Source organism: Bacteroides sp. Ga6A2 (assembly GCF_000702225.1).
Classification (GTDB): Bacteria; Bacteroidota; Bacteroidia; order Bacteroidales; family Bacteroidaceae; genus Ga6A1.
This window is the reverse complement of sequence record NZ_KL370875.1, coordinates 43,718-68,988: the sequence shown is the minus strand read 5'-3', so window position 1 is coordinate 68,988 and position 25,271 is coordinate 43,718. Positions and strand designations below refer to the sequence as shown.

At 47.3% G+C, this 25,271-nt stretch carries 13 protein-coding genes; 10 read left to right on the top strand and 3 right to left on the bottom strand.

Annotated features, from left to right (window positions below):
* Nucleotides 1–6 precede the first annotated feature (6 nt).
* From T538_RS0116480 to T538_RS0116435, 9 genes are all read left to right on the top strand, one after another.
* Nucleotides 7–2,406: a TonB-dependent receptor gene (locus T538_RS0116480; protein WP_031535790.1), complete on the top strand. Its 2,400-nt coding sequence runs from the start codon at nucleotides 7–9 to the stop codon at nucleotides 2,404–2,406.
* 882 nt (nucleotides 2,407–3,288) lie between these two features.
* On the top strand, nucleotides 3,289–5,022 hold the full coding sequence (locus T538_RS18260) for a glycoside hydrolase family 5 protein (RefSeq protein ID WP_231497140.1): 1,734 nt from the start codon (nucleotides 3,289–3,291) through the stop codon (nucleotides 5,020–5,022).
* A gap of 167 nt (nucleotides 5,023–5,189) precedes the next feature.
* The gene (locus tag T538_RS0116465) at nucleotides 5,190–6,458 is read left to right on the top strand and encodes a metallophosphoesterase family protein (protein ID WP_031535795.1); all 1,269 of its coding nucleotides are present in this window, start codon (nucleotides 5,190–5,192) and stop codon (nucleotides 6,456–6,458) included.
* 5 nt (nucleotides 6,459–6,463) lie between these two features.
* A complete protein-coding gene (locus T538_RS0116460) occupies nucleotides 6,464–9,835 on the top strand; it encodes an AAA family ATPase (protein ID WP_031535797.1) in 3,372 nt (1,123 codons plus the stop codon).
* Nucleotides 9,836–10,306: 471 nt separating this feature from the next.
* Complete coding sequence (locus T538_RS0116455) at nucleotides 10,307–13,369, top strand: SusC/RagA family TonB-linked outer membrane protein (RefSeq protein WP_031541555.1); 3,063 nt, start codon at nucleotides 10,307–10,309, stop codon at nucleotides 13,367–13,369.
* 6 nt (nucleotides 13,370–13,375) lie between these two features.
* A complete protein-coding gene (locus T538_RS0116450; RefSeq protein ID WP_197025811.1) occupies nucleotides 13,376–14,860 on the top strand; it encodes a RagB/SusD family nutrient uptake outer membrane protein in 1,485 nt (494 codons plus the stop codon).
* Nucleotides 14,861–14,875: 15 nt separating this feature from the next.
* The gene (locus tag T538_RS0116445) at nucleotides 14,876–16,537 is read left to right on the top strand and encodes an arylsulfatase (RefSeq protein ID WP_051656199.1); all 1,662 of its coding nucleotides are present in this window, start codon (nucleotides 14,876–14,878) and stop codon (nucleotides 16,535–16,537) included.
* Between the two features lie 39 nt (nucleotides 16,538–16,576).
* A complete protein-coding gene (locus tag T538_RS0116440) occupies nucleotides 16,577–17,281 on the top strand; it encodes a thioredoxin domain-containing protein (RefSeq protein WP_081835064.1) in 705 nt (234 codons plus the stop codon).
* A gap of 12 nt (nucleotides 17,282–17,293) precedes the next feature.
* Nucleotides 17,294–18,571: a YeiH family protein gene (locus T538_RS0116435; RefSeq protein WP_031535808.1), complete on the top strand. Its 1,278-nt coding sequence runs from the start codon at nucleotides 17,294–17,296 to the stop codon at nucleotides 18,569–18,571.
* A 421-nt stretch (nucleotides 18,572–18,992) separates the two neighbouring features.
* Here T538_RS0116435 and T538_RS0116430 read toward each other — a convergent pair whose 3' ends face one another.
* The 3 genes from T538_RS0116430 to T538_RS0116420 form a co-directional block, all read right to left on the bottom strand.
* Nucleotides 18,993–19,880, bottom strand: coding sequence for a hypothetical protein (locus T538_RS0116430; protein WP_031535811.1), 888 nt, complete (start codon nucleotides 19,878–19,880; stop codon nucleotides 18,993–18,995).
* A 96-nt stretch (nucleotides 19,881–19,976) separates the two neighbouring features.
* Nucleotides 19,977–20,774: a nucleoside triphosphate pyrophosphohydrolase gene (gene mazG, locus T538_RS0116425; RefSeq protein WP_031535813.1), complete on the bottom strand. Its 798-nt coding sequence runs from the start codon at nucleotides 20,772–20,774 to the stop codon at nucleotides 19,977–19,979.
* A gap of 8 nt (nucleotides 20,775–20,782) precedes the next feature.
* Entirely contained in the window at nucleotides 20,783–21,853 is a 1,071-nt protein-coding gene (locus T538_RS0116420; protein ID WP_051656198.1) for a glycoside hydrolase family 5 protein, read from the bottom strand.
* Nucleotides 21,854–22,157: 304 nt separating this feature from the next.
* Between T538_RS0116420 and T538_RS0116415 the strand changes: the two genes are divergently transcribed.
* Nucleotides 22,158–25,265: a glycoside hydrolase family 2 TIM barrel-domain containing protein gene (locus T538_RS0116415; protein WP_031535816.1), complete on the top strand. Its 3,108-nt coding sequence runs from the start codon at nucleotides 22,158–22,160 to the stop codon at nucleotides 25,263–25,265.
* The last annotated feature ends 6 nt before the right edge of the window (nucleotides 25,266–25,271 follow it).

The window sequence follows — 25,271 nt, the reverse complement described above, 5'->3', positions numbered from 1 at the left end:
TATATTATGAAAACAAATAAGAATCTGATTCTTGCCACCATCTTGACAATATGTGGTGTAGTGAATATCCAGGCACAAACCGTGCGAGGAACTGTTACTGATGCCATTAGTGGTGAAAAACTTATTGGCGCCACCGTAAAGGTTGTCGAGACCGGGACAGGCTCCGTTGTCGATCTTGAAGGTAACTTCCGCATCGACATTCCACAATCGGGACGTTACACTCTCGAAACATCATACGTGGGCTATGAACCAAACGTGATGAAGGAGGTACTCGTGGCAGGCGTCAAGGAGGTGGTTATAGATATCCAATTGCGAGAAAACAATACCGAACTGACGGAGGTTGTGGTGCGCCCTCGTGTAAACAAGGAAGCAACAGTCAATCCCGCAGTGCTGACTGGCGGAGTTATGCTCTCCATGGAGGAGGCGAGCCGATTTGCGGGCGGATATAACGACCCGGCACGTCTGGTTATGTCCTTTGCGGGAATTTCAGGAGAGGCTGACGGCAGTGGACTGTCCATACACGGAAATGCCCCAGAACGAATGCAGTATCGCATTGAGGGTGTGGAGGTTTTTACGCCCAATCACTTTAACGACACATGGAATGCCGGCTATGGACTGGTGAGTGCACTGAACTCGAATGTAATCGGCAACAGCGACTTCTTCACTTCCACCTTTAATGCCAACTACAACAATGCCCTCAGTGGTGTATTTGATGTAAAGATGCGTACGGGCAACAATGCCAAGCATGAAAACATCTTGCAAATCGGTACAGTGTCGGAGGAATTGACCCTTGAGGGACCTATCTCGCGCAAAAGCAACAGTAGTTACATCGTGAACTACCGTTATGGTTTCACGTCGCTCGTGGACAAACTGAACCTTATTGATACAGACGGGGCACACGTCGATTTTCAGGACTTCTCCGCAAAACTGATGTTCCCGACCAAACGAGCAGGCACTTTTTCTATCTTCGGTTTGGGATTCTATGATACAACTTGGGATGAACGCATGAATTTAGAAGACACGCACTCTGCCTATGACGCTTCTGACAATGATGCCAAACTGGCTCAATTGTTAGTTGGAGTGTCTCACAAAATACATTTAGGCAACAAGTGGACATGGAGAACAACAGCGGCCTATAATATGCAACACTTAAAGAATGACATCTATTATTATGGGCTGGAGCGTTCTGCCGAAGGCTTTATCAGCCAGCCACTGGCATACGAAGAACCTGAGCGGAAATATCTATTCAGTATTCAGAAGGTGAACGAAGACCGGCTGCTGTTCAATACGGAACTGTCAAAGCAGGTAACCGACAGGTGGCTCATACAGTTAGGCGGTGAGTATTCTCACCGTTTCTTCAATCTCGCATACAAGTCCGTTGATCAGCTCTATGCTCCTGTCAGCACCATGTACGAATATACCAAGATGAAGGATGATACCGGTCTTGCCAATATATTCTGTCAAAACCTCGTCAGGGTCAGCAACTATTTCAGCCTTTCGGCAGGTATTGCAGGCAACTACTTCCTGCTATCCAAAGACTTCTCGGTAGAACCTCGTGCCAGCCTGAAATGGGATCCTGACGAGAAAAACAGTTTTTCTATGGGCTATGGGCTGCATTCTATGATAGAGAAACTCGATGCATACTTCTACCGCAACGCGGATGGCAATCTGGCAAATAAAGATCTCGGCTTGACTAAAGCACATCATCTACATGCCACTTACGTGCACAAGCTGAACAGCAACCTGACCCTGCGCATGAACGCCTACTATGAGTATGGGTTCGACACTCCCGTTGGTATAGACGGCAGCACGTATTGTGTGACCAACCGCTACTTTTTCTATACTGATGAACCATTGGTCAACAAAGGAAATACTCGCAACTATGGCGGCGACATCACTTTGGAACACTATATGAATCGCGGCTTCTTCGGACAGACAAACTTCTCGCTCTACAAATCGCAGTACAGAGGTGTAGACAAGGTCTGGCGCAATCAACTCTACGATCGTGGTTTCATGTTCAAGATTCTGGGTGGCAAGGAGTGGATGATTGGCAAGAACATGTTGAATGTCAGTGTCAAGTACAGCATCCAAGGAGGTTTGAGATATACACCTATTGACGTCGAACAGATGCGTGCCAACATAGCAGCTGGTATAATTGATGACAATCCTATTTACAAAGACAACGAGGCTTTTTCACAACGTTTTGCCCCGTCTGGCATTGTTGACCTGACCATCAGTTACAAGATTAACAGGCGACATGTGAGCCATACTTTCGCCTTTGAGGGACTGAACATATTACAGACTGAGACCCCTTTGTACCAGCGCTTTGATTTGGGCACTCTCGATGTACGTACAGACAAATCAGGACTTTCTCTGCCGAACATCTTCTATCGTCTGGATTTCTGACATTTCTTTAAAACAAGAGTCCACTCTAAAAAGTCCAGATCAGGCTTCGCTCTTTCACATTTTGTAACTATTCAGCGAATAGCTTTTGTATGCCTTTGAAGGGCTAATTCATTGCAAAAATCAGTGCAGATTGAATTTGATAAAGAAAGAACAATCTGAAATTTGTTTTCGCAAAGAAATCGCTCAAAAAAACTACACTTGCAGATTCGCTGAATAGTTACCACATTTTGTTATCTCAAGAAAAGATTCCCACTCATGGAGAACGAGTTCTACCAGCATGTAACCCCGAAGATCGACGAGGAGACATTCCGTCCACCATTAAAAGCACTGGTAATATAGAAAGTTATTCAGATTTTTACATTCTCCAGTTTGACACGATTTAAATCGTGTCAAACTGATGAACCTGATATAATAAAGGATTTTAACTTGACACAGTTCTGCTTACAATCCCCATGCTATTGTCTCTCCGCACCTTCTCCGTTGCTTCCCCCTTGCTATCCCCTTGCTATCCCCTTACTACCCCCTTACTATCGGCTTACTTCAATATAGTTTGAATTACCATGAATCTATCAACCGTTTTGCTTCCATATACGCATAATCAATTATCTTTGTCATTTGTCCGAGCAAATAATTAAATGCTTAAGATTTTCAACTTTCTCTCAAAAAACATTGTCATCAGCCCATTAAAAAGTTTCAACTTTCTCTCAATTTTCAACTTTCAACTCTCAACTCCCCCCTTCCACCCTCATATATTTTAAGTTTTTTAACAATAAATGTTTGGTTCGGTAAATGCTATTTCATATTTTTGCTAACGCAAATCAACTGATAAATCTCTTTTTTCAATAAACGAATACAATTTTAATAACCAAAGATATAAAATCAATGAACAAAATCTTTACTCTATTGGCATTTGCCGCTTCGTGTACGGGAGCGTTCGCCGCAAGCACAGACGTAAATCCCGACAAGACTGGCATGACCATGAGCGCACAGGAATGGTGCAAGAACGTATCTGCCGGATGGAATCTGGGCAACTCGCTCGAGAGCGCAGGCGGAACATGGGACAACACGACATGGACATTCTATAATATCTATCAGACTGATGCCAATACATGGGAAACGGCTTGGGGAAACCCTAAGGTAACAGAAGACCAGATAAAGGCTGTGAAAGAAGCAGGTTTTAATGCCATCAGAATCCCTGTAAGATGGATTGGACACATCACTAATCAGGAGACAATGACCGTAGACCCTACTTGGATGGCTCGCGTAAAGCAGGTGGTTGACTGGTGCATCAGCAACGATTTGTATGTCATCATCAACACACATCACGATTATTACCTCGAAAGCAATCCGCTATATACAAAGCAGGCACAGATAAAGAAGATGGAAAAGGCTCTGTGGACAAACATAGCCACAACCTTCCGCGACTACGACGAACATCTTGCCTTTGCCGGAACAAACGAGGTTACAATGGAATGGAAAGCTCCGACAGAAGAGAACCTGAGCGTGCAGAACGGCTACAATCAGGATTTTGTCGATGCCGTGAGAGCAACTGGCGGTAAGAACTACTACCGCAACCTCATCGTACAGACATACGCCTGCGACCCTAACTACGGTCTGGGCGGCAAGCTGGTTATCCCGACGGATGTTGTGGACGACCGTCTGAGCGTTGAGTTCCACTACTATCAGCCATACAGCTATTGCAGCGGAAATACCGAAGGTTCATCATATTACTACTGGGGCGATGCCTACAAGAGCAAAGGCAGCGTTCCGGCAGATAACGAAAAGACAATGACCGACCTTTTCGCACGGGTAAGCACCACTTGGTGGGAGAAAGGCTACGGAGTTGTTATCGGCGAGTACGGAGTGTCCGACCACTACACAGGCTCGGCAACAGAAATCAGCAACATTCACGCCAACATGACGTACTACATCAAGACTCTCGTATCTGAGGCTCGCAAGCGCGGTTTTGCAGCCTTCATCTGGGACAACAATGCGTTTGGCAACGGCAGCGAGAAGTTCGGACTCTTCGACCGAAACAACAACATGACTGTAAAGTGCCAGTATTTCCTCGATGGAGTAAAGTCTGGCGCAACAACTCCATACGGCTACGACAAGGCTGACATTGCCGAGGTTGAGACAAGCAAAGTTAGCACTACCCCAAGCGGTGGAACAACGCTATTCAACGGCTCGAAAGTACTTGGATGGGGCAACGGTACATCACTCAGCGCAGACCAGCTTAAAAACGTTAAGGCTGGCGACAAACTGGTGATTGTTACTACTCCAAACACCAACAGCACTACGCATTGCATGCAGATGTTCGACGGCGGCTGGGCTAATCAGCTTATTCCGCAGGTTGATATAACCAGCACTTCTGGCATCTATGTAACAACCGTCACACTCACAGAGGAGTTTGCCAACACTATGAAGCAGAAAGGTATCGTTATCCAAGGCATCGGACTCACTCTGAAGAAGATTATGCTGGTTTCGGCAACTGGTATTCAGCAGATATGCGACGACAACGCTGACGAATCTGTCTACTCTCTCTCAGGAACAAGGGTAAAGAATTCCACACAGCACGGAATCTACATAATCAACGGAAAGAAGGTTTTTAAATAACTTCATAAATTCATTTTTCTGAAAGCGCATCAATCAACACATCGTTTTTTTGATGCGCTTTTTCTGTTGCCTTTCCTGTGGAAGAAAAATATCTTCGGCACGGATTTTCTTGCCCGATTCGTTTTTGTTTGCTAACTTTGTACAATCTGTTTCACTTGTATTTTTTTATGAAGATTATAGCAACAAGCGACTGGCACTTGGGCAACCTCTTCCACGGAAACGACCGACTGCCAGAGCACAAGCACTTTATGAACTGGCTTCTGACTCAGATTGATGAGCAAAAGCCTGATGCCCTGCTAATTGCCGGCGACATATTCGACAACGGCAACCCGTCGGCTAACGCGCAATCGTCATTCTACGACTTTCTTGCCGATGCCACTCAGCAATACCCCGATATGCAGATTGTAATAACCGCCGGAAACCACGATTCGGCCAACCGTCTCGAAGCACCGCGCGCACTCCTCACGCGCCACAAGGTCGAGATAAGAGGAAACATACGCATAGACTGGGAGAACGGCGACGACGGCGAAAGAAGGCGCATAGTAAACTACGACGACCTTATAATTCCGATAAGGAACAAGGAGGGCGAAGAGATTATAGTGCTTGCCGTGCCCTACCTCAGAAGCGACATCGTGCAAAGCCAAAACTACTCGGAAGGTGTGAACGGCTTTATCCGCGAACTTACCCAACGGGCACGCGAGTTGTACCCCGACGGCATTCTGCTGATGATGGCGCACATGTATGCCACAGGAGCCGACATCGCCAAGAACGATGCGAGCGAGAAAATAGTAATAGGCGGTCAGGAAGAAGTGAATATGGACGGCTGGAGCAATCATCCCGACTATCTTACATGCGGACATATTCACAAGCGGCAGCGCATCTGGAACACCGACTGGGCACGATATTCGGGCAGCATTCTGCCAATGTCGTTCGCCGAGAAGGACTATACTCACGGCGTAGACCTCGTTACGTTCGAAGGCAGAAAAGCAAACGTAAACCAACTCGTCTACACTCCTCAGCACCGCCTGCGCATCCTGCCCGAGGGCGACGAGGAGCTGTCTCCGAAGAAGCTTGAGAAGCTAATTGAGGCGGAACTGCAAGACCGCACCGACGGCAAACTCGACGAGCATTTCGACTACGTTGTACTGAAAGTGAAGATGGACAGCGTGAGCAATGACGAAATAAGCACTCTCGAGGAACTCGTGAACCGGAAGAACGCGGTCCTCTGCAAGATTCAGAAGGTTATGCCGCTGTCTGACTTGCCGACAACAGCCGACAACACCCAGCTGCAAAGCATCGACGACATTCTGAACCGCGACCCGATGGACACGCTCAGAGAAGCGTTCTACATCATCAACAAAACAGATATGAACGAAGAACAAGAATCGATGCTGAAAGAACTGCTCGCAAGCATCAAGAACGAAGAAAACGACTGAACAACATGGAGATAATAAAACTCGAAATACTAAACCTCGCCTCACTCGACAAGTCGGACGGCGAAGTGATAAACTTCAAGGAAGGCGCATTGGGCAACAGCAACATCTTCTGCATCGTCGGACCGACAGGCAGCGGTAAATCAACGCTGCTCGATGCCATCAGCCTTGCCCTCTACAACCGCGCGCCGCGCTATCCGAGGAAAAACGGCGAGAAGCAGAGCATTAAGATATACAGCGACAAAAACGATGCCGAGAAAAACAGGCTCGCCCCTACCGACTGCCGCAACATTCTTACTCGCGGCAAGAAGCACGGCTACAGCAAGCTCACATTCTTGGCAAACAACGGTGTGCTTTACAGAGCCGAATGGCACGTCTCGTTCAAGATAAAGAACTACGACAAAGTTCAGACTTCACTCTATAAAATCTTGGTTTCTGCCAATGGCAAGCAGACCGAGGAACAAGCCGAGTGGGAAGACCTTCCGCAGATTATCGGACTCGACTACGAGCAGTTCCTGAGCACCGTTCTGATTGCACAGGGTAAGTTTGCAAACTTCCTCACAACCAGCGAAAACGAGCGTTACGAGCTGCTCGAAAAACTTGTTGGCTGCGAAGAAACATACTCGCGCATCGCCAACGAAATCAAGGCTAAAAGAGATTCTGCCGTAGAGGGTTACAACAAGATTTCGGCATCGGTAGAGAGCGCGAAAGTAAACAGACTCTCGGACGAAGAGCTGGGAAAACTGAACGAAAGCATCAGTCTGCTCGAAAAAGAAGAAAAAGAGCGCGCCGACAAAATAAAATCCATAGAAAAAGCCCTTCTTTGGTATACCGAAAACGAAAAGAAACAGAAAGAAATCGACGACTGCAAAAAGGCGAACGAGCAAGCCGACAGAAATCTCGAAGAGATAAAGGATTCTGTCAAGAAACTGAATCTTTACGACAGACTGCATCCTGCCGTAGAAATCATGCGCGAAATTGAAAATTCGGCAAAAGAGATAAACAAACGCGAAAATGAGATTGAGACTAATCAGAAAACTATAAGCCGTCTCGAAGAGGAAATCAAGGCAGAAAACATCTGTCTCGAAACGCTGAAGAAGAAAGCCGAGACTGCACAAAAACAGATTGACGAGAAAGCTCCGCACATAATCAAGGCGCGCGAACTGAAAACGAATATAGTCAACGCACGGAATGCGCAGCGCGAGAAAAACGAGGCTCTTGAAACAGCAAAAAAGGATTTGCAGAAAGCCGAAGAAGCCCTGAAAGCCAACATAAAAGAGAAAGAAGAAGCCGAGAAGCGTTTGGAGAAAGCCAACGCTGACTTTCAGAAAACTAATGAGGAAATCAGCAAAAAGAAAAGTCTTATTGCCGATGAAGTGAAACAGAAATCCGAGGCTCTCGACGCTGAAAAAAAGAAAATCGAAGGACTCGACATCGAAAAGCTGAACAGTACAAAGTCTGAAATCGACAGCAAACTGAAGAGCATCGAGAAAGCAAAGGAAATCATCAGCAATATCCAAAAGAAAACGGAAGACGAAAGAAAAATAACTGCTATCCGTCAACAACTTGAAAGCCGAAACAAGGAAATTTCAGAGCAGCTTGACAAACTGAATATCAACAGTTTGAAAACAGAAATAGAGATCCTGCAAAACAGCTTTACGCTGATGAACAGCGAAAACTGGAATCTGCATCGCACAAGTCTCAAACAAGGCGAGGCTTGTCCGCTTTGCGGCGCAAAAGAACATCCATACGCCGACAAGAAGCTGTTAGACGAAGCTATTTCGGGTTTGCAAACCCTTCTGAACGAGAAAAAAACGGCTCTGAACCAGCAAAGCGAAACGGAGAAAAAACTGTCTGGCGAACGAGAGAAAAACAACGGCGAAATTAAGGCTATCGCGCAGCAAATCGAGACTCTGAAATCAGAAATCAACGAGTACAACAAGGCTCTTAGTGTTCTGCACGAAAGCTATCCGAAGATGCCTCTCAAAATCGATGAACTCACACAAATCGCGCCTCGCTTTAAAGAAGAACAGGAAAAAACGGAGCAGAAAATTGTCTTCTACAACGAGACCCAAAAGACTATAAATCTGCTGAACAAAGATAAAGAAAACGCGGCAAAGAAACAACTCAACTTCGAAAGAGAGGCTAACGAGAACATTCAGAAGGCAACGAAAAATGTGTCCGATTGTGAGAAAAAACTTTCGGAGGCAAAGGCGCAACGCCCTACTCTCGCCGAGAATTTAGAAAGCAAGACGAAAGCATTGTCTGCTGCCGAAGAGGCTCAGAAACAATCGCTCTTCACTCTGCAAAAACTGGAAACCGAGTACAAGAACGAACTTGGCGGAGTCGACCCTGACGCACTTGAGAATCAGCTAAAAACGGCAAAAGAACAAGCCGACAAAGACGTAACGGCGAAGAACGATGAGATTGCGAACAAAAAAGCCAGTCTGGGAAGTCACAACGGCAAACAACAAACTCTCTGCGACCAGCAGAAGAAACAGCGTCAAAGCATCAGCCAAAAGTCCAGCGAACTTGACGATTGGCTTCGCAATCACAACGAAACAAAAGAGAATGTTGCTATAATACTGAACTCTACCGATAATTGGGAGCAGATAAGAAAAGAAAAAGAAATCCTAACAAATGCCAAAGTGGAGGCCGCAGCCGTGCTCGAGAGTCTGAAAAAGAATTACGAAGAGCATCAGCAAGCCAAGCCGGAAAAGGAAAAAGACGCGCTTACGGCAGAACTTTCAGACTTGCAGAAAAGCTGCAAAAACAACGAGCTGATTGAACTGATAGCAAAGAAAAACAATCACGACAAAGCCGTAAAGGATTTAGGCAGCAAAGCCGACGAACTGGCGGCAAGCAAAAGACTGATGAACAACTGGACGGCAATAAACAATGCCATTGGCGGCGACGGAAAAACGCTGCGTAAGATTGCACAATGCTACACTCTCAGTTTCCTTGTAAAGCACGCAAATGCCGAAATAAGAAAGTTTAACCGGCGCTACGAGCTAATGCACGTAGAGAATTCGCTTGGCATCAGAGTTATAGACCACGACCGCGCCGACGACATTCGCGACACCACGTCTCTGTCTGGCGGCGAAACATTCATCATAAGTCTTGGTCTTGCCCTCGGATTGTCGTCGCTGTCATCGCGCAATATCTCGTTCAACAACCTGTTTATCGACGAGGGCTTCGGAACACTCGACCAAGACACACTCGCCACCGTCATCGACTCTCTCTCCATGCTTCAGTCGTCGCAAGGCAAGAAGGTTGGCGTGATAAGCCATACCGATACGATGAGCGAGCGCATAAATACGCAGATTCGCATCATCAAAAGCGGAAATTCGGGCAGCAGCTGGATAGAAATATATCCGTAGAATACAAGTCTGCCATACAGTTATTTTTCTTTTCTTGGCGTATAGAGCAATATCAGGTTTCCATCTGCAAAATTGCCCTATACGCCTTTTCTTTTTGGATATCAATACTTTACGATAATCTTGCAAATATCACATACTGTTGGTATTATTCCACCACTACATGGTTATGCGGTGGGCATTTTTCATACCTAACTTTTGTTTTCAATATACCGCACGGGGGGGATTTTACGATATACGAAATCCCCATAATTTTGCACCAAACAAAAAACAAAATCTTAGAATTTACGAATATTAATCATTAAACCCAAAACGGTCATTAGAAAAAATAAGTAGCAAAATGTAAGTTGGTTTAATCATTCAGAGTCAATCATTAGCACTTTATGCTTATATTTTTATAGGCTCCGGATACTTATCTGAACATTATGTAAGGCAAAATTTCTAATGACCGATTTGGGTTAAAAAACACAAAACATGACAGAGGTAAAAAGGAATAAGCAAATTCTTCGATATCTGCTGATTGCGGTGTCGCTGATTGTTGGAAGCATCACTACTCTTGCCCAGAATCTAAAAGGCAAAGTGGTGGACTCACGCACTCAGGAACCGATTATCGGAGCACACGTCAGCATTAAGGGAGACAAAAATACTACAACAGGCACAACGACCGACATAGACGGTAAGTTCAACATCAACGTAAAGCATTATCCTACCGCCCTCGTTGTAAGTTATACGGGCTACAACAATGAGGAAATTGATGTCTACGAGGTCACAAACGATGAGATTGAGATAAGCCTCAACGAGAATTTCAATGCCATCGAGAACGTTGTTGTCATAGGCTACGGCAAACAAAAGAAGGCCGACCTTACCGGAGCAGTTTCGGCTGTTAGCATAGACAACATAAAGAATGTATCCACTTCTTCGTTCAACTCTGCCCTTTCGGGAACGATTCCCGGACTACAGGTTACACCTACAAGCGGTCAGCCCGGCGGCGGAGTAAGCATACGAGTACGTGGCGGAAGTTCTGTTCAGGGCGGTAACGAGCCTTTGTATGTCATCGACGGATTCCCTATCTACAGCGACAACACATCGGCAGGAGCAACGAGCGGCTCTGCAACCAATCCGCTTGCATCAATAAATCCGGGCGACATAGCCTCTATCACGGTACTGAAAGACGCTTCGGCCACAGCCATATATGGTTCTCGCGGCGCAAACGGAGTTGTCATCGTAACAACCAAGAAGGGAACGTTCAACCAAAAGACCAAGGTTTCGTACGAAGGAACCGTGGGCTGGCAGTCGCTCAGAAAGAAGTACGACGTCATCAACGCTCACGACTTTGCCATTCTGCGAAACGAAGTGCTGGCCGTAACATATCCTAACCTTGGAGAATACCAGTACAAGAGTCAGGCTGAAATCGATGCACTCGGCAATGGCACGGACTGGCAGGACGAGGCTTTCCGCAACGCCTTCCAGACCAATCATCAGTTGTCGATATCAGGAGGCTCTGACAAAATAAGTTATGCTCTCTCGGGGGGATACTACAATCAGGATGGTATCATCATCAACACAGACTACGAGCGTCTAAGCGGCCGCGCAAACATCTTTGCCAAGGTGTCAAAATCGATAGACGTGGGCGTAAATGTCTCGCTTTCACGCTCAAAGGCCAATGTTGCCCCAAGCAGCGTTGTCAGCAGCATCATACTTATGCCATCGACAGCTACGATTTACGAGGCCGACGGCAGTTACACGCTGCGAAATCCGTTCGAAATGGAGTTTTCCAACCCTATTGCATCGCTCAAGGAGCAGACAAACAAAAACATAAAAAGCAACATTCTGGCAACGGCGTTCTCGGAATGGGAGATTATAAAGAACCTGAAGTTAAAGGTTCAGTTTGGCGTGAACTCCGAAAATACAAAGGAGAACAGTTATGTTCCGTCTTACATCTACGAGGGTAGCGCCTCCGACGGTATTGCCAAACTTGGTTTCATTAACCGATATTCGTGGCTTAACGAGAATACGCTGACATACAACTTCGGCATTAAGGATAATCATTTTGACGTTCTGCTCGGCTTTACACAACAGCAAGACCATGTTGAGATTGCCAAGACAGGCTCTTCGAACTTCGTGACCGACAAACTGAAGAGTAGCAGTCTGGAGAGCGGTTCTATAACTCTTACACCAAGTTCATCGGAAAGCGAGAATTCGCTGATTTCATATCTCGGCCGCATCAACTACAACTTCAAGGAGAAGTACTTCATTTCGGCCAGTCTGCGTACCGACGGCTCTTCACGTTTCGGAAAAGACAACAAGTGGGGCGTGTTCCCATCTGTAGGCGGTTCGTGGGCTGTGAGCAAGGAGGAGTTCTTCGCACCTGTAGCAAGAACCATCAGCAACCTCAAGTTGCGTGCAAGTTACGGCGTTACCGGCAATCAGGAAATCGGAAACTACCAGTCGCTTGCCACCCTCGCCAGTTCGTCGTACTTTTTCGGTCAGAAGGTTACTTGTTTCAGTCCTACGCGCATCTCAAACAGCAAACTGGGATGGGAAAGCACTGCACAATTCGACCTCGGAATTGACTCTGATTTTCTGAACGGCCGCCTGCAAATTAGTGCCGACTATTACTACAAGAAGACACACGACCTGCTGCTGAGCGTGGAGATTCCATGGACATCGGGCTTCAGTTCGTCACTCCAAAACTTCGGTTCGGTATCTAACCAAGGTTTCGAATTTGCCGTGACAAGCCACAACTTCACTCGTAAGTTCAAATGGGATACGTCGTTCAACATCTCGCTAAACCGCAACAAGGTGCTCAGTCTTGGCAACGGTGCCACATCGTACACAAGCGGAAACTACATTGTTGAGGTCGGCAAGCCTCTGGGCACATTCTACGGCTCGGTAACAGACGGAATTCTGCAAACCGACGAGATTGAGACAAAGGGAACATACACCGGTCTGGCCGAGCCTGTTGCCGGCGACCAACTGTACAAAGACATCAACGACGACGGAACATATACCACATCTGGCGACCGTACTGACATTGGCAACGCACAGCCCGACTTCATCTTTGGTCTGAACAACAACTTCGAATACAAAGGATTCGACCTTAACATTCAGATTACCGGTCAGGTGGGAAACAAACTCTTCAACCAGAACGCGCAATATCTGGCACTTTATACGGGCCAGCAGAATGCAGCAGCCGAGGCTGTTAACCGCTACACAACCTCTAATCCAAGCACTACCCTGCCAAGGGCAAAACTCGATCCGGCTCCTATATTCTCCGACCGCTTTGTCGAGGACGGCTCGTTCGTGAGAGTCAAGAACCTGACATTAGGATACAACTTCAACAAAAAGATTGCGAGATCTATAGGTCTGTCGGCCCTGCGCCTCTACGTATCGGCAACCAATCTCATAACTCTTACCAAGTATTCGGGCTTCGACCCAGAGGTTACTTCAGGCGACAACACCGTATCGCAAGGTACCGACTACGGAATATATCCTGTAGCACGCTCTTATAACTTCGGTATATTGTTAAATTTTTAATGAAAGATGACTAATATGAAAAATATCGGATATTTATTTCTTGCCGGCACAATAGCCCTATCGCTTTCATCATGCGTCAGTCTTGATGAGGAGCCGTCTTCAAGCCTTGTTGCCGAAAACTTCTATACAAAAGAGGCCGATGCCATCTCGGCCGTGAACGCAGTATATGAGACACTGCACTACGATGCCGGACAATCGCTCTACAACGGTCTGATACAAATCGGAGTGGAGATGGCCACCGACGACTATGAGGCCGGTCCGAGAGCCCGAAACTCGCACGTGCGCGCAATCTCAAACCTTACCCACGATGTGTCGAACAACCGCATGGAGGAACTTTGGCTTGAAAGTTACAAAGCCATAAACCGTGCCAACATAGCCATCGACAAGATTTCAGCCATTTCACCGAACAACATATCAGCCGACGTGCAGAAACGACTCGTAAACGAGGCCAAATTCCTGAGGGCACTTCACTATTTCAACCTCATTAGATGGTTCAAATACATACCTCTCGTGCTTCACGAAACCACAACTCTATCTACCGAGAGCCTGAACATAAAGCAGGCTACCGAGGATGAGGTGTACGAGCAGATTATCAGTGATCTCAAAGACGCAGAACAGTTGCCTGCCCCCGACGGCTATTCATCAAGCGATGTGGGACGCGCTACTGCCGGCTCGGCCAAGGCTCTTCTGTCAAAGGTATATCTTACCCGTCAGCAATGGCAATTGGCAGCCGACAAGGCCAAGGAAGTTATCGACACCGGCTGGTATGATTTGTTCGACGACTTTGCCGATGCTTTCAATCCTGCAACAAAGAACGGCAAGGAGCATATCTTCTCGGTTCAGTATCAGGGATATTCAAACTATGTGGGCAACTATCTCGCCGTCAGATCGGCAACAAACGAGGTGCCGGGAATAAGCGGAGAGAATGCCGACGCATATCATCAGGGAAGCGACCTGTACGGCAGTTTCGAGCCAACCGACGTGCGACGCGACATATCGTTCGTAACCGACATCGTAAGCCCTGTAGACGGCAAGAACTATCATCTGCGCGTGCCACTTCTGAACAAATATCACGACGAGAATGCGAACAGCAATCCAAAGGAGTCATCGGTAAACTTCCCTTATTTCCGCTATTCCGAGATTCTGCTAATCTATGCCGAGGCGCTGAACGAACTAAACGGCCCTACAGCCGAGGCCTACAATGCGGTTGACAAGGTACGTTCGCGCGCAGGAAGTTCAAAACTGGCAGACGTTGCCCCTGCCCTGTCGCAAGACAACTTCCGCGACTCGGTATTTCAGGAGCGCAGAAAGGAGTTCATATACGAGCACCAGAGATGGTTTGACCTCTCGCGCCGAGGAGCAGAATATTACGTCAAGATGCTCAAGGCTGCCGGAAAGACTCAGGCACAGCCAAAGCACATACATTTCCCTGTTCCTCAAAGAGAGATTGACTTAAACCCTAATTTAAAACAAAACCCAGACTGGGAATAATACCACAGAAGACTTATGAAAAATTTTGTAACAATGAATTCGGTGGGCATCGCTACAGGAATTGCAGCATCCCTAATGCCGGCTATGGCCAGCGCACAGAAGAACGAACAGCGTCCAAACATCATACTCATCTTGGTCGATGACCTCGGCTTCTCGGACATTGGTTCCTACGGAGCATCTGAAATACACACTCCAAACCTCGACCGTCTGGCAAGCGAGGGTATACGCTTCCGCCAGTTCTACAACAACTCTATCAGTGCCCCTACACGGGCATCGCTCATAACCGGACAGTTCTCGCACAAAGCAGGAGTAGGATACTTTAATGTTGACCTCGGACTGCCTCCTTATCAGGGTTATCTGAACCAAGAGTCGCTCACATTTGGCGAAGTGCTTCAGCAGGCCGGATACACAACTCTGATGTCGGGCAAATGGCACGTAGGCGACAAACTGGGACAACTGCCAAACCAACGTGGATTCGACCATTTCTTCGGTTTTGGCGGAGGCGGCCACGACTACTATGCACGTCCCGAAGGACAGTCTGACAATCCGGGCAACCACTTCAACTTCAACGACTCGCTCTATCTCGACAACAGCCGTCTTGCCTTGAAGAAAGGCGAATATCTGACCGAGAGCATCACCACACATGCCATCGACTTCATCGACGAGGCTTCGAAAAAGGACAATCCTTTCTTCCTATACCTTGCCTTCAACGCTCCGCATTGGCCTTTGCAGTCTAAGCCTGAGGACATAGAGAAATACAAGGGCGTGTACAGCGAAGGATGGGACGTGCTGCGCCAAAGAAGATTTGAAAATGCCAAGAAACTTGGCGTGATTGACAAGAACACTACGCTGGCAAAACACGACGACCGTGTGAGGGAATGGGCTTCTCTTCCTGATGACGAAAAGAAGTTCTACGAACGCAGACAGGAGGTATTCGCTTCGATGATAGACCGTGTTGACCAAGAAATCGGCCGAATAAGCAAAAAACTGAAAGAGGTGGGCCGATACGACAATACGCTCATCATATTCCTGTCGGACAACGGTGCACAGGGCGGCAGCGATGCACGCACTCTTGAGCAAAACAAATCGGGCGAAGTGGGAACACCCGGCTCATGGCACACACAGAACAGCAACTGGTCGCAGGCTGGCAACTCGCCTTGGCGCGAGTACAAGAATGCTCCTTACGAGGGCGGAATAAGCGCGCCTTTCATAGCATGGTATCCGGGACACATCCCGGCAGGAAAGATTGTCGACGGCATAGGACACATCATCGACCTTGCCCCAACATTCTACGATCTGGCCAAGACAGAATATCCAAAGACATATAAGGGACACTCAACCAATGCTCTTCCGGGCAAGAGCCTTACTCCTGTTCTGTTTGGCAAGGCTGAGCAAGTAAAGCGCACATCGCCTCTGTTCTGGGAGCGTGCCGGCAACAGCGCGGTAAGAGACGGTGACTGGAAACTCGTATACAATTACCGCACAAAGACAACCGAACTGTACAACATCAAGGAAGACCGAAGCGAGAACAACGACCTCGCAGCGTCTCACAAGGATATTGTTGAGCGCCTACAGAAACAGTACAACAAGTGGACGAAGGAAAACGGCGTGGTTGACTTCGACTATTTCAAGGATTTCTTCAATAAGCGCAATGCTCCGGGAAATGCCAGAAAATAAAGAAAAATACGATTATTAACCGTTTAAAAAGTTGATAAAATGAAAATTCTTAGCACAAGTTTATTACTATTGACACTCAGCCTGTCTGTCTATGCACAGAAGTTGCAGCAGACTGCTACAACAAAAGAAGTGTACGAAAAAATCGTTGCAGCCAAAAAGGTTCAGATTCTCGATGCCCGCGGAGCCGACGAATTTGCAGTAAACCATCTTCGCGGAGCCGTTCAGGCGCCAGTACGCGACAGCGTTGCACTAAACAAAGTTATCAGTACGCTCGACCCTAACGCTCTAACCATCACCTATTCTATCGGGCCAGGCCGAAGCGTATCGCTGGCAAAGAAACTAAAGGAGAAGGGATTCGCCCAAGTATATTATCTGCCCGAAGGCATCTCTGGATGGGTTGGAGCCGGATATCCCGTCTATTCAAAGGCGCAAAAGGGCGAATTCACTCCGGAATACTTTGAGAAACTGCTGAAAAACAACGAAGTGGTGTTTGTCGATTTTGCCTCACGCCATTGCCCAGGATGTCTCAAACTTCAGCCTACAATCGAGGAACTGAAGAATGAGTTTGACGGCAAAGTTAAGGTGGTAAGCATTGAACTTGACGAGAACCTCGACGTAATCAAGACACAGAATATCAAGACTCTCCCAACCCTTCGCATCTACAAACACGGTCAGATAGCATGGGAGCATCGCGGAAGGACCACCAAGGAGCAACTCGAAACTGAAATAAAGAACAATCTGTAAAAAAAGAATCTTATGAGCAAAGCAAACAAAATCAATCTGTCGGAAGACTGGATAGCAACCATCATCGGACTGCTTGTCATTGTGATAGCCGTAACAGCGTTCGTCTCGGTCGGATGGGCGGCAACACCCGTAAAATATGCTTGGAACGGATTATCTGAACTTGGTAATGTATTTGCCAACCAGAATCTTGCAGGCATCATAACATTCGGCATCATCAGTTATGTGGCTGTTGCCGTAATATTCCTGCTACAGGGCAAGAATATAAAAAACACTATAGGCTTTCTGCCGCTGTTTGCCATAGCCGTTGCGGCTCTCACCATCGGCGGAAACTCGGCCGTAAACAATCTCGGACTCGAGGCGGTAATTTTCTCGCTCATCATCGGCCTTTTAATCAACAACATCTGGGGCACTCCGGCTTGGATAAGAAAGGCTCTGGCATCCGAACTGTACGTAAAAATCGGACTCATTCTGTTAGGCACTACCATCTTTTTCCAAGACCTGCTCAAGAGCGGTGCTCTCGGACTCATTCAGGCCGTCATCGTTGTGTTTACCGTGTGGAACTTTGCCTTCTGGCTGTTCCGCCGTCTGAAAATTGACAAGGAACTCGCGCTGATGATGTCGAGCGGCGTATCAATCTGTGGCGTGGCCGCAGCCATAGCCAGTGCCGGAGTAATCAAGGGCGATTCAAAGAAACTCTCGTTTGTGGTCTCACTGGTACTCGTCATCGCCGTTCCGATGATTGTACTCATGCCTTTCCTCGCCCATCTCATAGGACTGAACGACACTCTTGCCGGGGCATGGATAGGCGGTACTATCGACACCACTGGAGCCGTAGTTGCCACAGGCACTATCTACGGCGACGAGGCTGTTAAAATTGCCACCATTGTTAAATTCTCGCAGAATGTGCTTCTGGGCGTTGCAGCCTTTGCCATTGCCATCTACTGGGCAGCAACCAGCCAAAACAAGACAGGTCTTGACGGCCAGAAGCCTTCAGCCCACCTACTGTGGGACCGCTTCCCTAAGTTTGTCATCGGCTTTGTGCTGGCTTCGCTGGTATTCTCGCTGTTCTTTGCCGGTGAGGGCTATGCTCCACTCAGTAAAAGTCTGAAGGCACTACAGACGCTGTTCTTCACTCTCGGCTTTGTGTCAATCGGACTTGAAACCGATTTCCGCGCCCTCATCAACAAGGAGAACAAAAAAGCCACATTGGCCTTCGTGGGTGCCCAGACGTTCAATGTGCTCTTCACCCTTGCCGTAGCATTGGCAATATTCGGTATTCATTGGAGTTAACCTTTTATTTCACATATAACCTTCAGGGGGGCTGCGCCAATTTGCGTACAGTCCCTCTTTTTTGCGTTCAAGAGTCTGACCTTTCTAAAATATTGCTGTCCGGTAAACTTTTAGAGTTAAGATAAAATTAGGGCTGACACATATAATGATGTATCAGCCCTTTTGGTTACCTTTGCTTTTGACATCATAAATTATGTAACCATGGGCAAAGATAGTCATTTTACCGGACAGCAATATTTCTAAAACAGCCAGTATGGGGATGTCTTTTATTGGCTATATATGAATTTCATTCCCAAAATATATCAGATTTCAATATCAGGTCCGACCAAGTCTGGCACTAACTCAGTTTACCGGCATCTACCGAAAAAAAGTGCCGCATGTAATCCAACATGCAGCACTTCCTTTTTTTTCAGTTATCTTGTTACTTAATAGCAGCAACAGCGGCAACCTTGCCGGCCTTAACTGTTGCTCTAAACTTCTTAGCCTTGTAAGTGTAGATGCCGTTAGCCTTGCTGTCTGGCTGTCCCCACTTCAAAACAAGCAATTCTTCTGGCTCACCTACATAAGGACCGCCGTTAAGAGCCTTGTCGAAATCTGTTGGATACTTCTCTGTAAGTTCGATGAACTGAGCCTTAGAGATGAATACCTTCTGCAAATTCTGCAAAGAAATTGTAGAAACCTGACCCTGGTCGCTCTCAATCTTATACATGAATCCGGCACAAGTAACAGGATTCAATACGAAGTCTGTAACTGTCCACATTGAAGGGATTGCAGCACCAAATGTCTCTGTTGAACCGTACTTTCTGAAAGCGAACTTCTTAACAAGGCAGTAAGTGTTGCCTACCATGCCCTCTTTTGATGCAGCAACGTAAGCATCAGAGATAAGCTGATAGCTTGCCTCCTTGTCAGGATACTTATAATATACTGTATCATCGGCATTTGTCATAACCAGATAGTAAACCTTTGTAGCGTCGAGAGTCTGCCATGCTCCTACCTTCTCGCCGTTGGCAGCATCAGCCTCACGAGAGAACACGTCAACAACGTGGAACAAGCGTCCGCGAAGTGCTGCATATTCGGTATTACCCTGCTCGTTAGGTGAATAAACCTCGCCACCGGCAAACTTCGGAACCTTAAAGAAGCTTCCGTAACCAACAGCCTGCTTGTCGGCTGGTTTAGCACGAACTCTTACTGTCTGTCCGATATAAGCCTGCAAGTTCTCACCCTGATAATTCTTACTTGCATCGAAACCCTGTGCATTTGCCCCCAAAGCAAAGAGAGAGCAAATCAATATTGATACGATTTTCTTCATTATAGTTTTGTTTTAAAGTTTTACAATAATTTCTTCAATTCGATAGTCACAAAGATAACTATTTTTAACAAAAAAGCAAAAAAATAACGGTTTATTTTATTTTTTATCGGCTTTTTCGAGCGATTTTGCCTCATTCCACAAGGCATCGAGTTCCGAAAGAGTCATATCCTTCATGTTCTTTCCCTGAGCTATTGTCTGCTGCTCAACGTAGCCGAATCTCCTGATAAACTTGGCATTGGTACGTTCGAGCGCCGTGTCGGGATTGATGTGATAGAGTCGGGCTGCATTTACGAGGCTGAACAGAAAATCGCCAAACTCAGCCGTTGAGTTTTCCTTGTCGCCCTTCTCCAGCTCGGCCTTCAGCTCATCAACCTCCTCGTGAACCTTGTCCCACACATCGGCAGGCTGTTCCCAGTCGAAGCCTACGTTATGAGCCTTGTCCTGAACGCGGTATGCCTTTATGAGCGAAGGCAATGCCGACGGAACGCCCGAAAGTACGGTTTTGTTGCCATCCTTCTCCTTTACCTTTAACTGCTCCCAGTTTTCGCACACTTCCTTTGCGTTGTTTGCCACAGTGTCGCCATACACATGCGGATGGCGGTAGATTAGCTTGTCGCACAGTTTGTTGCAAACGTCGGCAATGTCGAAATCGCCCGTCTCGCTGCCAATCTTTGCGTAGAAGACAATGTGCAGCAAAACATCGCCAAGTTCCTTGCTAATCTCAAACTTGTCTTCTCTCAGCAGAGCATCGCACAGCTCGTATGTTTCCTCGATTGTGTTTGGGCGCAGCGACTGAAATGTCTGTTTCTTGTCCCACGGACACTTTTCGCGCAAAGTGTCCATCACATCCAGCAGTCTGCCGAATGCCTGAAGTTTCTCTTCTCTTGTATGCATCTATGTTTTTACTTGTTTTTAGGATATTCGCTTTTCTGAACGCCGTCCATTATGGCTTGCAGAACGTTGCTGTCGAAGATTGTAAAGTCCTGACGGCGTATCATGCACATATTGTTGTCGATCTTCTGCCCATCGTCCCAGATGAAAGGCACAATACCGTTGTTGCGCGCCGTCTTGGTATATTCGAACATATACAGATACCGTGAATTTTCATGCGCCTTCTGAAGTTTTGCATTTGGCAGCGAACGATGGATAACTCCACACTCTCCAATCACTACCGGAATACCTTTCTGTACGAATTTTCTGCCAATTCGCGAGAAGTAGTCGCCCATATAGTTTTCCTCGCTCCATCCGGGCGAGTTACGGTCTACTCCATCAACCTTCTTCTGGCGGTTTTTCTCGCCCCAGAACCATGAGTAATTGCCCCACGACTCGTCGGTCTTCAGTCCGCAGAAATTCCAAGGAGTGTAATATGCCACCTCAACGCCCAAATAGCCTTCGTTATAGTCTGATGGCAAATGCATGTACTTTACGGTTTCTGCCATATCGAGGTTAGGTCCTTGGATGAGCAGCGTGCGATACATGTTTTTACCGCCCGTCTGGCGCACCGCATCGATGAAGTTCTGCTGAAGAAGGATGAACTTGTCGAGATACGAGATGTCACTCACGCTGAGTCGCGAAGCAAAGGCAAAAATCAGATGCTCGTCGTACGCTGCCATCTGCATGGCTATCTGCTCCCAGATGTTACGGATGGCGACAATCTGCTTAAGGTCGTAGTCCTTTCCGCCGTCGAATTTAATCCAGCCCTCGGTATAACTGCACGAGAGTATGACGTACATCGAATCTTTTATGCAATAGTCAACAACCTGAGCCACTCGCTTGAGCCATGCCTTTGAGATGTTGTTGTTCTTGTCGGTATGTGCATTTACGGCTATCGGAATGCGTATTGCGTTGAAGCCGAGCGACTTTACAAAGTCAATGAGTTTCTGGCTGGTTCGCGGATTGCCCCACGATGTCTCTTCGGGAATAGCCTCGAAGGTGTTTCCCAAGTTCCAGCCAACCCTTATATTTTGAAGCACATTTATTGATTTAGGTAACATATCAGATTCGCTAAATTCAATAGACAGCCCCCCTTTTATCTCTTGTGATTTCGCCTCCATTGCGAACACAGGCAATAGAATAATCGCTATAAAAATAAAAAAACTCTTCTTCATATTCAGAAATTCATTCTGTTAGACTTACATCTGCAAATATATCTATTTTTAAATTAAATACAAAATTATCGTAATTATTTCTAAAAAAATGTAAAAAGATGAGGAGTTTTCTTAATTTTGCGCTCGAAAAACCTAACAAATACCATAATATATGACAACAAAAGTAAAAATGGCCCTGCTTTTTTTCTGCTCAATGGCTGTGCAGACTAACGCTGGCGCACAGGAACGGAGCGAGTGGAAGACTCCTGAGGTTAATCAGGCTAACCGCTTGCCTATGCACACATCATTCTTCTCGTACGAATCGGAAAAGGCCATGAACAGCGGAATACAGAACTCACGCTTCTTCATGCCCATAAACGGGAACTGGAAGTTCAAGGGCGTGATGAATGCCGACGAGCGCATTTCCGACTTCTACAAAAAGAATTACAACGACGGCGACTGGGGCACGATGCCTGTTCCGGGAAACTGGGAACTTAACGGCTTCGGCGACCCGATATACACCAACATGCAGTATCCGTGGTGGCCTTGGAGCAAGGGCAGCACGGCTGACCCTCTGGTTATTCCGGTAAAGGACAACCATGTTGGTATGTACCGCCACGAGATAGTTATCCCGAAGCACTGGAGCGGCAAGCAGATTATTGCACACTTCGGCGCGGCAAGTTCAAACATGTACCTGTGGATAAACGGCCGATACGTCGGATACAGCGAGGACAACCGTCTGTCTGCCGAATTCGACATCACACCTTACATCAGCGCAGGAAAGAAGAATCTGATTGCCGTAGAATGTTTCAGATGGAGCGACGGCTCGTATCTCGAAGACCAAGACTGCTTCAGATTCTCTGGCATAACGAGAGACTGCTTTCTGTTTGCGCGCGACAAGAAGAACATTCAGGACGTAAGAATTAAGGCTGGGCTCGACCAGAACTACACAAACGGAATCCTCTCTGCCGAAGTTAAGACTAACAGTCCGAAGCAGATTTTCATCGACCTTGTTTCGCCAGACGGCAAGACCGTTGTTTCGCAGAAGGCAAGCGCTGCAAAGAACGGCGTTTCGCTTACCGAGATAAAGATAGACAATCCGCTGAAATGGACTGCCGAAACACCGAATCTTTACAAGGTGCTGGTCTACACCAAGGACAGCAAAGGCGAAAAGACCGACATCATTCCGGTGAATACGGGCTTCAGAACCATCGAGATTAAAGACCAGAACCTTCTGGTAAACGGCAAGCCTGTGCTCATCAAGGGAACGAACCGCCACGAACTCGACCCAAACAACGGCTCGGTGGTTAGCCACGACCGTATGTATCAAGACATTCAGATAATGAAGAAACTGAATATCAATGCCGTGCGAACAAGCCACTATCCTAACGACCCTTACTGGTACGACCTTTGCGACCGATATGGCATCTACGTTGTCTGCGAGGCTAACGTGGAGTCGCACGGAATGGGTTACGGCAAGGAGACTCTTGCGCGCAACGAGCACTACAAACTGGCTCACATGGAGCGCAACCAACGCAACGTGCAATGCAACTTCAACCACCCTTCAATCATCATCTGGAGCATGGGCAACGAGGCTGGATACGGTCCTAACTTTGAGCAGTGCTACGACTGGATTAAGGCTGAGGACACAACTCGCCCTGTTCAGTACGAGCAGGCAGGAATGGACGGCAAGACCGATATCTTCTGCCCTATGTACTTCGGATATGCCGACTGCATAAGATATTCCGAGGGGAACAATCCCCGTCCGCTCATCCAGTGCGAATATGCTCACGCCATGGGCAACTCGCTCGGCGGATTCAAGGAGTATTGGGACATCATACGCTCGAAGAAAAAATATCAGGGCGGATTCATCTGGGACTTTGCCGACCAGAACATTCTCTGGAAGAATAAGGACGGCAAGGATTTCTACGCCTACGGCGGCGACTTCAACAGCACCGACCCGAGCGACAACAACTTCTGCGACAACGGTTTCGTAAAGGCTAACAGAACGCTTCATCCTACGGCATACGAGGTTCAGCACTTCTACCAGAATGTATGGGCATCGGCTGTTGACTTGAACAAGGGCGAAATAAAGCTGTTCAACGAGAATTTCTTTACTAACCTGAGCGACTATTATCTTGAGTGGCAGTTGGTTAACTACGGAACAGTTGAGCAAACTGGCATCGTGGACGACCTCGACATTGAGCCGCAGCATAGCAAGACGCTGAAGCTTAGCTACGACCTTGGCGACCTGAAGGATTCGGAAAATATCCACCTGAATATCCTTATCAAGAACAAGCATCGCAACTCGCTTCTGCCTGCCGGATATACCGTTGCACGCAACCAACTCACAATAAAGGAGACATTCGACAAGCACATCACCTTACGAAGCAATCCGCGAACAGCGAAGGCTAAGTTCACCGAGCAGGACGACTCAATCATCGTTAGCGGAACGGATTTCAGCATTGCCATCAGCAAAAAGAACGGTCTGATTGGCAAATACAACTATCATCACATCTCGTACATCGGTCAGGGCTGCACGCTTCAACCTAACTTCTGGCGCGCTCCAACCGACAACGACTTCGGCGCAGGACTTCAGAAGAAATATGTGGTTTGGAAGAATCCGAAGATGGAACTGAAAAACGTCGAGGCACAGCAGGCCGAGCAAGGCGTAAAGGTGGTTTCGACCATCAATATTCCTGAGGTTGAAGCAACACTCACGCTTACATACGAGATTAGCAACATCGGCGAGGTGATGGTTTCGCAAAAGATGACGGCAGGCGCGAAGAAGGACGTTCCTAACCTCTTCCGATTCGGCATGAGAATGCAGATGCCCGACAACTTCCAGAAGATTGTCTTCCTTGGCAGAGGTCCGCACGAGAACTACTGCGACCGCAAGAGTTCTGCCTTCATGGGACTATATCAGCAGAACGTTGACAAGCAGTACAACCTCTACCCTCGTCCACAGGAGAGCGGCACACACACCGACATGCAGTTCATCGAGATTTGCAGCAACCGCAACAACGCCCTCACGGTGTGCAGCAACGAGGCTTTCTCGGCTTCGGTTCTGCCATACAAGGTTGAGACGCTCGACGAAGGCACCGACAAGCATCAGCGACACAGCGAACTGCTCGAAAAGGACAAGCTTGTTGAGGTATGCATAGACAAAAAGCAGATGGGAATGGGCTGCGTAAACAGCTGGGGAGCAATCCCCGAGAAGGATTATCTGCTGCCTTATCAGGACTACGAGATGTCGTTCTTCCTGACTCCTACTTTGCAGAGCATCTGGACTGAATAAATGTTT